The organism is Prevotella multiformis, from assembly GCF_018127985.1.
GTDB classification, from domain to species: Bacteria; Bacteroidota; Bacteroidia; order Bacteroidales; family Bacteroidaceae; genus Prevotella; species Prevotella multiformis.
In genome coordinates this window covers 1,337,121-1,351,878 of sequence record NZ_CP072358.1, presented here as the reverse complement: position 1 = coordinate 1,351,878, position 14,758 = coordinate 1,337,121, and the positions used below count along the sequence as shown (strand labels likewise).

At 45.4% G+C, this 14,758-nt stretch carries 14 protein-coding genes and 2 pseudogenes; 13 read left to right on the top strand and 3 right to left on the bottom strand.

Going from position 1 to position 14,758, the window contains the following annotated elements:
• Nucleotides 1–320: 320 nt before the first annotated feature.
• Nucleotides 321–3,383, bottom strand: a complete 3,063-nt coding sequence (locus J4864_RS11585) for a sacsin N-terminal ATP-binding-like domain-containing protein (RefSeq protein WP_211814974.1) — start codon at nucleotides 3,381–3,383, stop codon at nucleotides 321–323.
• Nucleotides 3,384–3,566: 183 nt separating this feature from the next.
• Nucleotides 3,567–3,782, bottom strand: a complete 216-nt coding sequence (locus tag J4864_RS11580; RefSeq protein ID WP_246479486.1) for a hypothetical protein — start codon at nucleotides 3,780–3,782, stop codon at nucleotides 3,567–3,569.
• Between the two features lie 459 nt (nucleotides 3,783–4,241).
• Here J4864_RS11580 and J4864_RS11575 point away from each other — a divergent pair, with 459 nt between their 5' ends.
• The 5 genes and pseudogenes from J4864_RS11575 to J4864_RS11560 all read left to right on the top strand — a co-directional run.
• A complete protein-coding gene (locus J4864_RS11575; protein ID WP_211814973.1) occupies nucleotides 4,242–4,940 on the top strand; it encodes a ParA family protein in 699 nt (232 codons plus the stop codon).
• Nucleotides 4,941–5,109: 169 nt separating this feature from the next.
• Nucleotides 5,110–5,319 carry a hypothetical protein gene (locus J4864_RS11875; RefSeq protein ID WP_246479485.1) on the top strand — a complete coding sequence of 70 codons (210 nt, stop codon included), beginning with the start codon at nucleotides 5,110–5,112 and terminating at the stop codon, nucleotides 5,317–5,319.
• 159 nt (nucleotides 5,320–5,478) lie between these two features.
• Nucleotides 5,479–6,297: a transposase gene (locus tag J4864_RS11570; protein ID WP_394371021.1), complete on the top strand. Its 819-nt coding sequence runs from the start codon at nucleotides 5,479–5,481 to the stop codon at nucleotides 6,295–6,297.
• A gap of 56 nt (nucleotides 6,298–6,353) precedes the next feature.
• Nucleotides 6,354–6,761, top strand: a complete 408-nt coding sequence (locus J4864_RS11565; protein WP_211814972.1) for a lipase — start codon at nucleotides 6,354–6,356, stop codon at nucleotides 6,759–6,761.
• Nucleotides 6,754–6,972 (top strand): annotated as a pseudogene (locus tag J4864_RS11560) (DNA-binding protein); the annotation flags it as partial. The gene J4864_RS11565 and the pseudogene J4864_RS11560, both read left to right, overlap by 8 nt.
• Nucleotides 6,973–7,004: 32 nt before the next feature.
• Here the strand turns inward: J4864_RS11560 and J4864_RS11555 are convergent.
• Nucleotides 7,005–8,048: an IS1595 family transposase gene (locus J4864_RS11555; protein WP_211815427.1), complete on the bottom strand. Its 1,044-nt coding sequence runs from the start codon at nucleotides 8,046–8,048 to the stop codon at nucleotides 7,005–7,007.
• A gap of 97 nt (nucleotides 8,049–8,145) precedes the next feature.
• Between J4864_RS11555 and J4864_RS11550 the strand changes: the two are divergent.
• From J4864_RS11550 to J4864_RS11515, 8 genes and pseudogenes are all read left to right on the top strand, one after another.
• A pseudogene (locus tag J4864_RS11550) lies at nucleotides 8,146–8,538 on the top strand (DNA-binding protein); the annotation flags it as partial.
• Between the two features lie 12 nt (nucleotides 8,539–8,550).
• Complete coding sequence (locus tag J4864_RS11545) at nucleotides 8,551–8,931, top strand: hypothetical protein (protein ID WP_211814971.1); 381 nt, start codon at nucleotides 8,551–8,553, stop codon at nucleotides 8,929–8,931.
• 103 nt (nucleotides 8,932–9,034) lie between these two features.
• Complete coding sequence (locus tag J4864_RS11540) at nucleotides 9,035–9,397, top strand: DUF4134 domain-containing protein (RefSeq protein WP_211814970.1); 363 nt, start codon at nucleotides 9,035–9,037, stop codon at nucleotides 9,395–9,397.
• Nucleotides 9,398–9,457: 60 nt separating this feature from the next.
• On the top strand, nucleotides 9,458–9,739 hold the full coding sequence (locus tag J4864_RS11535) for a DUF4133 domain-containing protein (protein ID WP_211814969.1): 282 nt from the start codon (nucleotides 9,458–9,460) through the stop codon (nucleotides 9,737–9,739).
• 2 nt (nucleotides 9,740–9,741) lie between these two features.
• Complete coding sequence (locus J4864_RS11530; protein ID WP_211814968.1) at nucleotides 9,742–12,651, top strand: TraG family conjugative transposon ATPase; 2,910 nt, start codon at nucleotides 9,742–9,744, stop codon at nucleotides 12,649–12,651.
• Nucleotides 12,633–13,361: a hypothetical protein gene (locus tag J4864_RS11525; RefSeq protein WP_211814967.1), complete on the top strand. Its 729-nt coding sequence runs from the start codon at nucleotides 12,633–12,635 to the stop codon at nucleotides 13,359–13,361. The genes J4864_RS11530 and J4864_RS11525 overlap by 19 nt, the downstream gene beginning before the upstream one ends.
• Before the next feature lie 13 nt (nucleotides 13,362–13,374).
• On the top strand, nucleotides 13,375–14,070 hold the full coding sequence (locus tag J4864_RS11520; RefSeq protein WP_211814966.1) for a hypothetical protein: 696 nt from the start codon (nucleotides 13,375–13,377) through the stop codon (nucleotides 14,068–14,070).
• Nucleotides 14,067–14,747: a DUF5045 domain-containing protein gene (locus J4864_RS11515; protein WP_211814965.1), complete on the top strand. Its 681-nt coding sequence runs from the start codon at nucleotides 14,067–14,069 to the stop codon at nucleotides 14,745–14,747. Before J4864_RS11520 ends, J4864_RS11515 begins: the two co-directional genes overlap by 4 nt.
• Nucleotides 14,748–14,758 lie beyond the last annotated feature (11 nt).

Genomic DNA, 14,758 nt, shown 5'->3' with positions numbered 1-14,758 from the left:
TTCGTGATAGGGCTCAGCGGAAGATGGCTATTTTCCCGAATTACTGTTCGGGTAGCCTCTTCAAAGGGTAACTATTAAAATGCACGACAGTATAGAAATCCACAATACCCAATCCTGTGAAATCATCGAAGTCTGGTGTCTGTGCGAAATGATCATCTATTTTTATGGCGTACTCCATATTAGAGGAGAAATCATTGCTCCTGTCGAGTCTCCGATACCATGCTGCTTGTACCCGACTCATCAATATAACCAATATAAACTTTGAGGCTAACCAGGCCTATCGTTTTTGGGGGATTTATCCCAGAAAGTAACAACATATATTACTTGCTTTTTACATTTCTCTCACCATCAATCACGTATCTAATCCGCTCTATGAGATTATAGAAGTCAGGTGTACCACTTGGCTCAACCAACTTCTGAGGAACAACTAAACTATACCCCCCTCCGATATGAGGGCGGTCTTTGATGTCTTGAACGCTATCGATACACCACTCATTGCGCTTACCAATATCATGCAAAACTTTGGTATGCCTGATACAAGTCTCCAAATCGTCATATTTACGAACGGCAATATCTTCAGCCTTCTTCCATGTCATATCTACTATACAAAGCGAGTAGCGTTCCTTCTGCTCTACTGATGTTTTGAATTGGAGGGCTGACATTTCCACAGAATCGCTGGTACTCCATCGAGACTTGACTTCGATATAATACACCACTTTATCACCTAGCCAGACCTTATAGTCTTGACCACCTTGCTGATCACAAACCTCGACTTCTAATTGTTTGTTGCTGATAGCATCTTGTAATTTCTCTAGAAGAAGTTTCTCTGCAAAATTTCCTAAATCACGGATGAAATCTTTATGACGATTCTCATAATCTTTTTGAGCCAAGGTATTCCGACCAGCATCAATAATCTCCTGCATCCTAGGATCATCGGCGAGTTCAGCCAGCGACTTAATCTTAGTTTTATCTTTCAAGAGTGTATATACGTTAGGCAAATCATTATCGTCAATGCGGTGGAGAAAAATTTCAGCCTTATTCTTGCTGATATTAGTGAACCAATCTTCCCAGTTCTCATCCTTGCTATCCAGATGCTTGATAATTTCAAGAGTAACTTCGGAACCATAGTTCGATTCTTGAAGGGCATCATCAATAGGACGGGCTACATTCTCTTTAATTTTATCCTTTGTGAACTTTTCAAAGTCTTTGAAGCAGATGTCAACCCACTTATCACGTACATCTTCTCCTTTTACCCGTTCGTAATATGAACTCAAGTCATCAATATCCTCGGCTTTATATGTTTCACTATCGGCCAACACATGCAGTGTGTCCCACTTACAGAGTTTGCCATTCTGATTAGGAAAAATCGCATAATCCTGCATGGTCTTCTGATAGGCAGTTGGACGCTCCTTGTTGGAGAGTTCATTCAAAAGTTGATACAATATTTTATGATTATGTTCGTACCATTTAGCATTTTCCGTTGCTGCAAGTTCTATCTGCTTAAATTGCCATTTGACGAGGGAATCGAACACCACATTATACATCAGCTGCTCCTTGTCCACATCACCAAGATGCGGAACATGATTAAGCTGCAGTTGCTTATTGTGCATACCACAGATGATCATCATGGCTTTGTAACGTGTATTGCCTGGAGTAGACGTTGGGAAAGTCATGCGGAAATCTATAACAGCATCTAAGTTATCCCTGTAAGGTTTCGGCTTCATCTCTTCGGCGCTCACAAAACCACTAAGTGCAGTCTTCAAATCTTCGCGTGTTGGCGATACCCATTCATCGTAAACCTTGGCGTATTGTTCGTCCACCAACTGATTGGTAAAATCTGGCACTAATGGTTTGATGACCATATAGAGGTTGCCGGGTATATTCTCACCATTTCGCAGATTGTTAATCGGACAAAGTACACCTTCTCGATTTGGAATTATAGCCTTACGAAAATGCTCCGTTTGTCCACTCTCCTTCAAGTACATTAGGAACTCCAGTAAACCGGTCTTATTATTGTGTTCTATAATATTGTTGACGATATCTTCTACCGACACAACCCATTCCCTTTTTTCAGGATCCCATCCAAAGACAATGTCACTCCAATCAAGAATTTCTTCCATTTTCGGTAAGCAGGAAACCTTGCTGGCATAATCATAAATAACTTTCAGGTATTTTTCATGGCCTTCCTTTCTCAGAAACTCTACAATGGTATGGTCAAGAACCTTAATTTTGTCAGTTTGACTGATACTTACATGTTCATTTGTCGTTTCAATGAAGGGAATAGACTGAAATTCGTTCACCCATTTAGTATGAAGCGACTTGAAGTATTCTACCATCGCAGGTTTCATAGCGGTTGTCTCAAAGCCGACTGGTGCCAAAGTAATACTCCCCGATATATTCGCACTATGTTTCCTTAAATACTCAAACAGCATTGTGCACATCTCATCAATCAACGCTACATCAGCATCAATCTTATTTTGATGTTCACTATTTCCATCCGGTAATACAATTAGGTCACGAGGTTCGGTAGGGAAAAATTTTTCCGAGTGAAATATATAGTTAATTCTATGTTGCTCGGTTCCTAATAGTGGAAAGAAGATGAAGAAACGAGGAACATTGTTCAGTTTCTTAGCCTCGGTTGCTTGACATAGAGGTAGAATAACTATTTCCTTACCATCCTCCGATTGCAAATAGAATATATCTATCGGCTTCCGGTCTTTCCAAATTCTCTTACAGTGAAGTCCTTCTGTATCTTGTTCGTTCTCTTTGCGGAAGTCAATTCTCGTCCCATCTTCCAGCTGTATTGTACACTGCTCAATACGTTCATTGATTGTCATTACATACGGCATCAATTCGATAGCTGCTTCTACTCCTGTTCTTGCAGCCTCTTTTCTGTCTGAACGGTCTAAATGGTACAAGAATACTGTTTCCTGCTCTGCTGTTGCAGTTGTCTCTCTATCCAACAATTCGTCCAACCTACTTAATTGATTTGTCATTGATTCAATCATACCTGAGAGGTCATCCGAACTACGATCGATGACAAAACCTTTCCCATCAGAAGATTCCAAAGAGACATATAATCCCTCAGCAACTTCATAGGATCCAAACAATTCAAGCACTCGGCTGAACTTATGAGTGGTCATAAAACCCGTACCAAACTGCCCAGCGGCATCAGGATCTTCTTTCTCCTCGGACGACACCTGCTTTATGAGTGAACTCAGACTATCAAAATTAAAAGGTCGGCCGTTATGCGCAAATATTAACTTATCCTCATATAGTTCAATGCGGATATGAGAATGTCGAGAAAGGTCACGTGCATTCCGTACCAATTCCCAGATAGCACGATGAGCCGTGCTATCATCAAACTTGCCAATACCTTGCAATATCTTTTTGGCAATGTTGCTTGTTATCTTGCCTCCGTGCCTTCTCCTTGTTCAGTTCTTGGATTTCCATCTTTTGGATGTTCTCTAATGCCATTGTAATGATTGATTATTCTTTCTTATTTCTTTACTTGTAGTTATTTTCTCAATCAGTGAGATAAGCTCGTTGGTTACGTTACTGCTACCCTACATTGCTGTGATGGCCTTGCCAAAGTCCATCGCTTTACGTAAATCGACTTTAAACTGCTCCACCTTACTCACACGTTGAGAGAGTCCATTCAACTGTCGTTGCTGTGCCTCTATCTTTTGTTTTAACTCTGAGATTTGGCTTTCAAAGGTTTGCTGCACCATCACTGAAATTGACAGCATCTTGGCACATACGTCAACAAATAGTTTCTCCATAGACAGGAAAATTATGATAATGATATTGTTTAATTTCCAACGACAAAGATACGACATTCTTTGTATATTCTCCTTTGGCTGCCCTAAAAACTATCCACTCCTTATTTTCGTCACCTCCTTTCGAATCACCGACCGTTAATCTATCTTAATCTTTATTTTTTGTCTACTTTTAGTGCCATCCCAATATTTCATATTCTCTATTTATATGTCTTATTACATATACACAAAGGTATATTAACCATCTATAAATGAGACCATTCACGGCAATAATCCCATTTGCAAGTGTGAAGCAGAAATAATATCTTTGCCAATGATTTCAAGATTTAGCACCTTCATCATATGCTTAATCCGCAAGATGCCTATTTCACGAAATAACACTACTGGGGCCCAACTCCATTTGATAACCGGCCTTCCAAAAAGGAGTTTGTTATTATCAATCAACTAATAACAACCTCGACAATGAGCGACAACATCATGATCACCTTTGCCAATCAGAAGGGCGGTGTCGGAAAGACAACGCTCTGCACGATGTTTGCCGATTATCTGGCAGCGAAGGGAGAAAGCGTACTCGTTGTGGATTTCGACCGGCAGCAGACTATTTATTCCAAGCGGAAGGAGGATGTGGAGAAATACCAAGGGATGCGACTGCCTTATACCGTTCAGCCTTTCGACATCAAAGATACCAATAATGTCAGGGAGTTCCTTACCAGTCTGTGCGAAGGGTACAAGGGCACCGTGCTAATGGACACGCCCGGCAACTTGTCGCAACAGGGTCTGGTGCCCATCTTCGCCCTCAGTCATTACATCGTATGCCCTTATCAGTTTGAGGCGACTTCCATCAGTTCTACAGCCACTTTCATCGGCTTCATCATCAAACTTCAACGTATGCTGCCCATCATGAAGAGCCGGTTTATCTTCGTCGTGAACAAATGGGACAAGCGGTATGGCCGGAAGGCAGAACTGGAACTATGGGATAAGACCGAGGAGAGGCTCCGCCACTTCGGACTGGTTGCACCACGCATAGAGGTCAAGGCGGATATGCAACGGTACAACACCATCGAACTGATGGGCCCGCAAAACGACATCGTATCGCCCACCTTCGACTTTATGTACAATAGTCCGTTAAATTTTCACGGTTTGCGAAGCTTTCGTCCCTAAGGCAACAGAAATTGTGGCAGAAAGAAAACATGATAAGTCTCTGAAAAAGAGTAGATCAAATAACAAAATACAACACAATAAAATCGGCTATCTCATTGAATTTCAGTAACTTTACAAATGTAAAAAGACAATAAAGTTTATGCTGATAACCAACTTGATTAGCCGATATATGAAGCTCTGCAAAGCAGCATTCAGTGCCGAAGATGGGGCAAAGTTAAGCAAAAGTATCCAGACAAACGTCATAGAAATGCTTTTTCTTTTGATGGTCATCCCAAGGAGATGCAATTTCACGCAGATGGGACGCTATGGCAATCGTGGCGAGCAGTGCTGTCGGCAGACGGCAGAGCGCAGCGTGGACTGGCTTGAGATGAACATGTAGCTGAGTGCTTTCGCCTTCAAGGAGGGCAAGGGTCGCAATGCCATCGTCATAGACCCGAGCTTCATCAGGAAGGCCGGGAAGCATACCCCATACGTTGGTACGTTTTGGACGGGCTGTGCAGGTGCGGTAAAGCACGGTCTTGAGATCCTCGGCATCGGTGTGATAGACGTGGACCTGCATGAGTGCATGATGCTCAAGGCGGTGCAGACCACATTGGAAAAAGGCGAGGAGAAAAAAGAGATGAGCCTATACGACTGGTATGCCAAGGTGTTGCAGGACGACAAGGTAACCTTACAGCGTATCTGCAAGGTGCTTGTCGCCGACTCAGCCTTCTCCAAAAGACCCTTCATCGACAAGGTAATGAAGATGGGATTCCATGTTGTGAGCCGCCTGCGCCATGACGCAGCCTTGTTCTACACATGGGACGGGGAACCCACGGGAAGACCCGGCCGTCCCCGTGTCAAAGGTGACAAGATTGACGTGGGGAACATCGATATGTCTGAAGTCGAAATGCCTGAGATAGAGGAGACCTCCGGCAAGGCTTATGCGCTCAAGGCATGGTGCGAGTCCTTGCACAGGGTCGTTTCGCTTGTCATCCACGAGTTGCCTAATGGCAGTCGGCGCTTGTATTTCTGTACGGATGAGAACATGAGTGGACGCGATGTGGTGGAATATTACACCACACGTTTCCAAGAGGAGTTTTGCTTTCGCGACGCAAAGCAGTTCCTCGGCCTTACAGATTGTCAGGTATGCGACAAGAGAAAACTTGACTTTGCCTTCAACTCTTCATTCACGGCACTCAATCTGGCCAAGATCATGTGCAAGGAACTTGGCACGTCCGTCGGTCGACTTAAAGCGCAGATGGTCAATGCCTACTATGCGCAACGAATTATTGACGTGTTCGAGAAAAACCCGAACACGCCTTTAAATAAAGAAAGTATTAATGAGATATTTAGTTTCGATGCTGACGCAGCATAAAAATTAACGGAGTATTGTATGTATCAACAGATCTTCAAACCTAAAGAGCAGACAAAATGAAAGCAAACATTCCCCATTCGCAAACGCCACCTACCAACGACCTGCTCAACCTGCCCGATATTGACGGGGTGTTTAATGAGGTGAAAAGGCCATCTGTTCCATCTCCTTCGCAAACTGCACCCAAGGTACCGCCCCTCGACATCCACAAGACCGATGGTAGTTGGAAACTTTTCCAGCAGTATGCACAGCAGTACGGCTACCGTGTCAAGAAGAACGACCGCAAGAACTACGAGATAGACAACGAGGTGGTGGATTTGCTGAAGCTCTGCAACATCAACAATATGTCTGTAACTGACATCATTAACGCTGCCCTCCGTGCCTTCATTGGCACCAACAGTGGCTACCTCAAAGATTTTTTGCGCAGTAACGATTATATTGTCAACAATCTTCAAAATCATGTATAGGCAAAGTATTATTTGGACCGCATCAATGGTGGATTTTCTTATCGACCACTACAGGGAGACGAACAACGCCTCCTTAGCAGAACGATTGGGTATTTCTCTCAGCTGCCTGCGCCGGAAGCTGCATGAGCTGGGCTTGCGCAAATGTCCTGTCACCAAGGCGATGACGGTGGCAGATTCTGTCAAGCGGCTATACAGCAGCCACTCTCATAGTGTTCTGTGTGGTGATGTTAGGACTAACAAATATTAATATCTTGTATTATAGTTTCTCCACTTTATATCAGATGTGTAATTTGCGACAGTCCTTATGAGTTTATAAAACAAATCATACTTCGGCAGCTTACTGTCCCGGAAGAATCGTCGATTGAACTTCCAGCAATACTCGTTGAGATAGAGTTGGAGAAATCTTTGATCCACTTCCTTATGGATAGCCTCTATTGCACTACGACATTCTCCTGTTACTATATGTACCCACGGCAAAACCTTAGTCACCACCTCATGCACCTCCCCTTCCGTTTCCCTGTAAGATTCATGACAGAACAGCTCTCTCAACCTGATAAGATTTGTTCCTCCGTCAGTCACAACTTTAGCAGTGGGACTCACAGCCTTTTCTGCATATGGTTTTATGGAGGCATATTTACTATCGGGCATAGCGAACATCCTGACATAACGTACAACCTTCTTGACTTTCTGTGTAGAAGACCTCCTGAGAAGTTTTGACGCCTTGTTAACGTACTTGTTTTCAGTTATATTTGTAAGATACTCGCTCAACATTTCATCAACAGGCTTACTTTCTGCGATTACCAATACAGGCGTTTGTACCATTTTGGTTTCTTTCTCAATATCTTCGGATTCAGGATCTGTTATAACAGAGGTTTGAAAGTAAGACACATCCAGTTCTACCTGTGCTGATAAGGTATATTGTGACTCTCTTTTACCCATGATATCACGGTACTTCATCATCATCAGCCATACTGCAGGGTAATCTTTTCGTTCTAATTGATATTGAATCTCTTTTGCAGAGAGGACCTGCTTGAATGAAGTCATCATGTGAGCTGTAAAGAACCAATCATATAAGGGTATGTGACTTCTTTCCATTACAGTACCCTTTGTTAGGGGAGTACGATAACCACAACTCTTACATTGAAATGCTTTTCTGCCATCTAACCATTTATGGTCAGTATAGCCACATTTAGGACAGGTAATTCCTACATCTTCTCGAATCTGACGAAAATAGTCTATACAGCTTCCTTCGTCAGGAAATATTTGAAAGAAATCTTTAAGCAACATTAAGTTCATCGTTTCTTGCAAAATTAGTTGAATTACAGATGTTTATAAAGAAAGACTTCCTAAATTAACATTCTTTAGTCCTAACATCACCATACAGAATCATAGTGAGATAGCCCAGCTTACGGGCATATCCACCCGGACGGTATCACGAATCGTGAAGAAGCATCATCTTAGCAGAACGGCTGACGATACCCGGCAGATACGGTCGCGCAGCAGGAAGTGCATCATCAAACGGGAGAAGGCCCGCGTTTTGTTCGGACTGCCACAGAAAACCAGTATCAAGGTGGTGGGCAACAAGAAACGGGTGGTGTTGAAGAGTGTCCTGAAGTCGTGTGGCTATCTTGTCATCCCAGGCCACAACACCTTATATTATAATGAGGAGCTGAAGCGCAGACCGATACGTGAGAGCAACGGGCAGAGGCTGGGCTTGCGGTTTCAGCCAATGAGTGCCTATCCTACCGCATCAGTTCAATGTCCATTATTCACTTAATACCGGTTGTCCATGAACTTTCAGTTATTTTTAGGCTTTATCCTGGCTTGCTACCTCTGCTATTACTTCGGTACGGTGGCCTACGACCTGCTGGCAAACAGTAAGCGGGCTGCCAGCGAAGACGACAAAATGCAGGAAGAAGCCATTGACATCTCCGGTGAGGTAAGAGAGTTTACGCCCATCCTCATCACCCGCCCCGTTGCCAAGAAACAGAAGGCGGCTGCCATGAAGCGAAAACAAACGGCAGAGCTCCTGATGACCGGCGGCATTGAAGTAAACAACCTGCTGGTCAAGGTGGAGGACCTGCCAAAGGAAGGCGAGAACAGTGAACTGGGTGGCTTGCTTGCCGAATGGAAAGAGTATGAGCCCGAAAGAGGGGGCATTTCTTCATAACAGCATATTGACCTTTATCTTTAATATTTCAGACGTAGCACTTTAACTTGTTTTACTTACGGCTTTAACATGGAATTGAATTTCAAATCTAATCCAGTCGATTATGTCGCAATTAAGAGAACAAGCAGTAAAATGTGTCAGACGTGCTTGGAGCTTTGCGGAGCGTCAGTCTTTGAAATTAGCAGTAGGCGTGGGGATGTTCGCCCTGAGTACAGGAACAGCGTTGGCCAATAGCAAGGGTGCGGGCGGCTTTTCCAAAGCCACCACGGAGATTTCTTCGTATCAGACCCCTGTTTCCAACCTGATGAAGGCCATCGCTGCCGTTATCGTGCTCGTTGGTGCGTTCAATGTGTATTTCAAGATGCAGAACGGCGACCAGGATGTGAAAAAGACCATCATGCTCACTATCGGTGGCTGTGTGGCCTTCATCGCCATGTCGGAGGCTCTTCCGCTTTTCTTCAAGTGATCAACCGGCAGGGGCCGGATCTGCAACAAAGCGTCTGGCTCCTGCCCAATTTTAACTTCTATGGAAGATTTTTACCCCATATATAAGGGTATTCAGAAGCCGCTGGAGTTCATGGGCATCAGAGGCAGGTTTCTCACCTTCGCTGCCATCGCCATCGGTGTATCCTTTCTCGGTTTCATCCTTTTCTCCATCATCTTGGGTAAGTTGGCAGGCTTCATTGCCATGATTGTCCTTGCCCTCGTCGGACTGGTCACCATCTATGTCAGGCAACGCAATGGACTTCACTCCAAACGACACGACAAGGGCGTTTACATCTATCATGGAATCTTCAAACACAATTAGCTATGGCACAGAAAAGAAAACCATTCGATAAACTCTTTGCTCAGTTACAGGACATCAGGGATAAGGACGGAGAACTGCTCAACACGGTGCTGTGGTCTCAGAAGGGCAATCCGTCTGTTTTCTTTGAGATAGAAAATCCTGTGCAGCAGTATTGTACAGATGCTGACCAATACCGGCTATTTCAGGATGTGCTGGCCAATATCGTCAAGACGCTCGGCGAGGGCTATGCTCTCCAGAAGCAAGACATCTTCTGCAAGCAGAAGTATCACCATGAGACAGAAGGCAATCAGGAGTTTTTGACCGAAAGCTACTTCAACTACTTTGAGGGGAGGGAATACACTGACATACGCACGTTTCTTATCATTACCCAGGAATGTACGCACAATGCCTTCGTAAAATATGATGCCAAGCGATGGGAGGACTTCCACGTCAAGGTTGCAAAGGTGGCAGACATCCTGCAAGAGAAAGGTATCACCCACCGCAAGCTGAATAAGCAAAAGATTGACGAATACCTTCACCGCTTCATGGCTTTCCAGTTTAAACAGGGCTCATTCTCCATGACCAACTTCAAGTGCTCGGACGAGAACCTGAAGATTGGCGACCGGACGGTGAAGTCATTTCCCCTTGTCGATATAGACGAAATCAATATGCCCAATTTCGTGAGGCCGTTCCTCTCGGTCAATATCAACGGCACTTACATTGCCACCGATCTTTTCTCCTTCCTGACAGAGATATCCCACACCGATTGTGTCATCTACAATCAGGTCATCCAAATACCTGCCCAGCGCAAGCTCATGCGGAAACTACAAGGCAAGGCGAAGCGTCACGGCTCCATGCCCGACCCGTCCAACCGCATCGCCAAGGAAGACATAGAACGGTTGCTGGACACGCTGGCCGTGGATAGCAAACTGATGGTATATACCAATTTCAACATCATCGTCAGTTGTCCGCACGATAATATTACCCCGGTTACCTCCTTCATCGAAACGAAACTCTACGACTGCACCATCATGCCCTCCCGATCGGCCTATAACCAGTTGGAACTCTTCACATGCAGCTTTCCGGGTAACGGCTACGCTTTCAATCCAGACTACGATCTCTTCCTCACATTGTCGGACGCTGCTCTTTGTCTTTGCTTCAAGGAGCATCTGAAACATTCGGAGGAGACGCCGCTAAAAAACTACTATACGGACAGGCAAGGACTGCCCGTGGCGATAGACATTACCGGTAAGGAAGGTGCTCACAAATACACCGACAATGCCAATTTCTTCTGCATCGGACCCAGTGGCAGCGGCAAGAGCTTCCACATGAACAGTGTGGTACGCCAGCTGTTGGAGCAAAATACCGATGTGGTGATGGTCGATACAGGCGACAGTTACGAGGGCATCTGCAGCTACTTCGGTGGCACCTATATTACCTATTCCAAGGAGCATCCCATTTCCATGAATCCCTTTAAGATTACCAAGACGGAGTATCGACAGAACTTCGGAGAGAAGAAGAACTTTCTCAAATCGCTCATCTTCCTCATCTTCAAGAGCAGTGAGTTGCCTTCCAAAATAGAGGATGCCATCATCAACCAGGTCATCGTGGAGTATTACGATGCCTTCTTCCACCCTTTCCGTGGTTTCTCTTCCGAGGAAAAGGACAGGCTACGCCATCGTCTTTTGCTGGAGGATAAGAAAAACGGCGAGTATGAGAAGTATGGTGAGAAGGTAGAGCATCGCTATTATCACGACACCAAGACAGAGAAGGCAGAACGGAGTGATAGTAACGGGGAACAACCGATAGCCACTCCACAATATGCCCAGGAGGAAAACATATTCTTCGAGGCAGAGATTGCCCATCAAGTCAAGGCAAAACGTCAGGTAGAGAAGTTACATGCCCTGGTCAATGACAAGGCAGCAACGGAGGGCGAGAAAGTGGCTGCTAACCGTCAGCTCATGCGTCTCATGGCAGAGGTGATAGAGGACAGCTATCTCATGCGCATCGAGCGGAAGATAGAGAAAATGGAAGAGCGCAAACGGAAGATGAGCGTCAAGAAGTTATCCTTCAACACCTTTTATGAATATGCCTTGGAACGTATTCCACAGTTGATGGCGGAGAAGAAAATCGTCTTCGACATCGATAACTTTGCTGCCATCCTCGAACAGTTCTACCGTGGTGGCGAGCTGGAGAGTACGCTGAACAATGATTTGGAGCAGTCGCTCTTCGATGAGCGGTTCATCGTCTTTGAGATCGACAAAATCAAGGACGACCCGGTGCTGTTCCCTATCGTAGTACTCATCATCATGGATGTGTTCCTCCAGAAGATGCGCATCAAGAAAGGGCGCAAGGCACTCATCAGCGAAGAGGCATGGAAAGCGATTGCCTCGCCTACGATGGCAGAGTATATCAAATATCTGTATAAGACAGTACGTAAGTTCCACGGCATCGCCGATGTAGTGACGCAGGAGTTGAACGATGTGATTGATTCTCCGATTGTCAAGGAGGCTATCATTAACAACAGCGACGTGAAAATCCTGCTTGACCAGAGCAAGTTCAAAGACCGCTACGATGATATCTCCGCCATCCTCGGACTGACGGAGGTGCAGCGACAGCAGATCTTCACCATCAATGCGCTCAACAACCACGAGGGGCGTAACTACTTCAAAGAGGTATGGATATGCCGTGGTCAGGTGTCTGATGTATATGGCGTGGAGGAATCGCCTGAATGTTACTGGGTCTACACCACGGAACGGGCGGAAAAGGAAGCTCTCAAAATATACACGAAGCATTATGGTGGCAACATCCAACGTGCTATCACAGAGATAGAGAAGGACCGCAGAAAGGCAGGGATAGGAAAACATCTCGATTTCGCGCGGCAGGTCAACGAACATCAAAATATTATGAGCTTATGGAAAGGTCAAGAGTAATCCTCGTCCTGGCAATGCTCCTTGCCTCGCTGAACATTCGGGCTGGCTGGCGTGTGGTGATTGACAAGAGAACGACGGCAACTGTAACGGCAAATGCTGCCTCGCAGAAATTGATAGAGGATAAACATAACGGACGTTTGGATTCCATCAAGTCCAAGCAGGAGAAGCTGATGCAATATACTGCTACAATGGCAAGCATCAAGGAACTTTACCAACTCTCCATGCAGAACATCACGGGCTTTGGGGAGGAAAGCAGGTACTATAGCGAGATAGTTTCACTTACCGCGAGCATATTCAAGGATGTACCTATCGTACTGAGACAGCTTGGCAAGTCGCCGGGCAAGAACTATGTAGTATGCCTCAATGAGATGACCAACCTTGTGTCTGAGACAGAGGGTCTGGTGCATGACTTTGTGGATATAGTAAACAACGGCAAGATACGCAATCCCCTGGGTTCGGCCAAAGAGGATGATAAGAACGACGGATATAATCTGCTCAATCGCTACGAACGACTAACGATGGCCAACAAAATCTATAGTCGCCTGCTCGAAATCCACTATAAGCTGGAGGTCATGGTAATGATGTGCCAGTTTGGTAACAGCTGGAGGGATGTGCTCATGGCCATTGACGTAGAGTCATGGGCTGCCTATATCACAGCCCGGAACTCTGTAGATGGGCTGATTGACAACTGGAACGGTCTGAGTGTATAATGGGGTTGAGCCTATGAAAAGAACATGGAATATAAAGAGGTGTTGGCTGTTGTTATGGTGCCTCATGGTAGCAGCTCCCACCTTTGCCAGCGTAATCCCCACGCCGAGGGATCCGGCCACCATTGAAGCCCTCACCAGTCTGCACAAACTCATCAAGAGCGAAGAGGACAAGGCTCTGGCAAAGGTAACAACGAGCTTTGGTGAGCAGAGCGTCATTACAAAAGGTGCCAATAAGTTCAACAATGTCAGGACAACTCTGGACAGCAAACTGAACAATGGCTATTCCTACGTCATCTTAGCCGGAGCGTTGGGTTCGACGGCCAACAGCATATACCGTTTGATACAGGAATATAGCCAGTTTACACGTTCTACCTTTCAATATACTTTCAAGAAACCGATGGTGGCATGGTACTATACTGAGGCGAACATGGCGTGTGCAAGAGAAATCAAGAACATCAAAGCCCTTTATGCCTCGCTTGCCGCCAGCGGCATCAATGTGATGAAGGCCTCAATGGATGAGAAACTGCACCTGGTCATGGAACTAAGAACTTCCATTGAGAATATGCGTGGTATCATCGACGGTGCCAACGTATGGTGCAGCATCATTACCGTCGGCGGCTTCAGATACGATTACATCTGGGACATTCTCAACAGTGAGGTGACGGATAAGATAGCAGAGGGCGTCATCAATAAATGGAACAGCGTATGAGAAAGTATCTATTCGCCATCGTGGGGTTGTTGTACTTCTCTTTCCCTGCCTTGGCCCAACATCCTACTTACTATGACCAGAAGGAAAAGCAATGGAAGTCAATGGAGAACGGACCGTGGGATTTTGCTCCCGATTGGTATTATTACCTGTTGTACAAGAAGTACAGCGGTGGTGAGACCTATTGGAAATGGGGATTCCTCAAATCCGGCTGGAGGGTGCGGTTCAAGGAGAGCAAGTCGAATGTGAAGCGGATCATGCCCACCCGCATCACCGCAGAGGAGACGCAAAGGCAAAAAATGAAGGAAGCAGAACAGGAACGTGTCAAGATGGAAGAACTATACAAGGAAGAGGTAGCGCGTGCCGCTGACAGGAACGTCGATCTGGTTTACCCATCCTTCAAAGCCGACTTCGACCGTATGCAGAAATCCATTGCCGACGGACTGCTCTTCTGTATGCAGAGAAGCAAAGGCAAGCTGAAATTCCAAGTCGATGAACTAACCCGGCAGAATGAACTGATTTGCGAGGACATTGCCTATATCCATCGGACGGGTGTGGGATATGAACTTGAAAACGCCAAACGACAGAAAGCCTACCAGCAATACAAGAAACGGATGGAGGAGATGGTCAGCCGGGTGGTGCATCTTGTCGGTATGGCACAAAACTATTACAAACGATAAATCATGGTTTA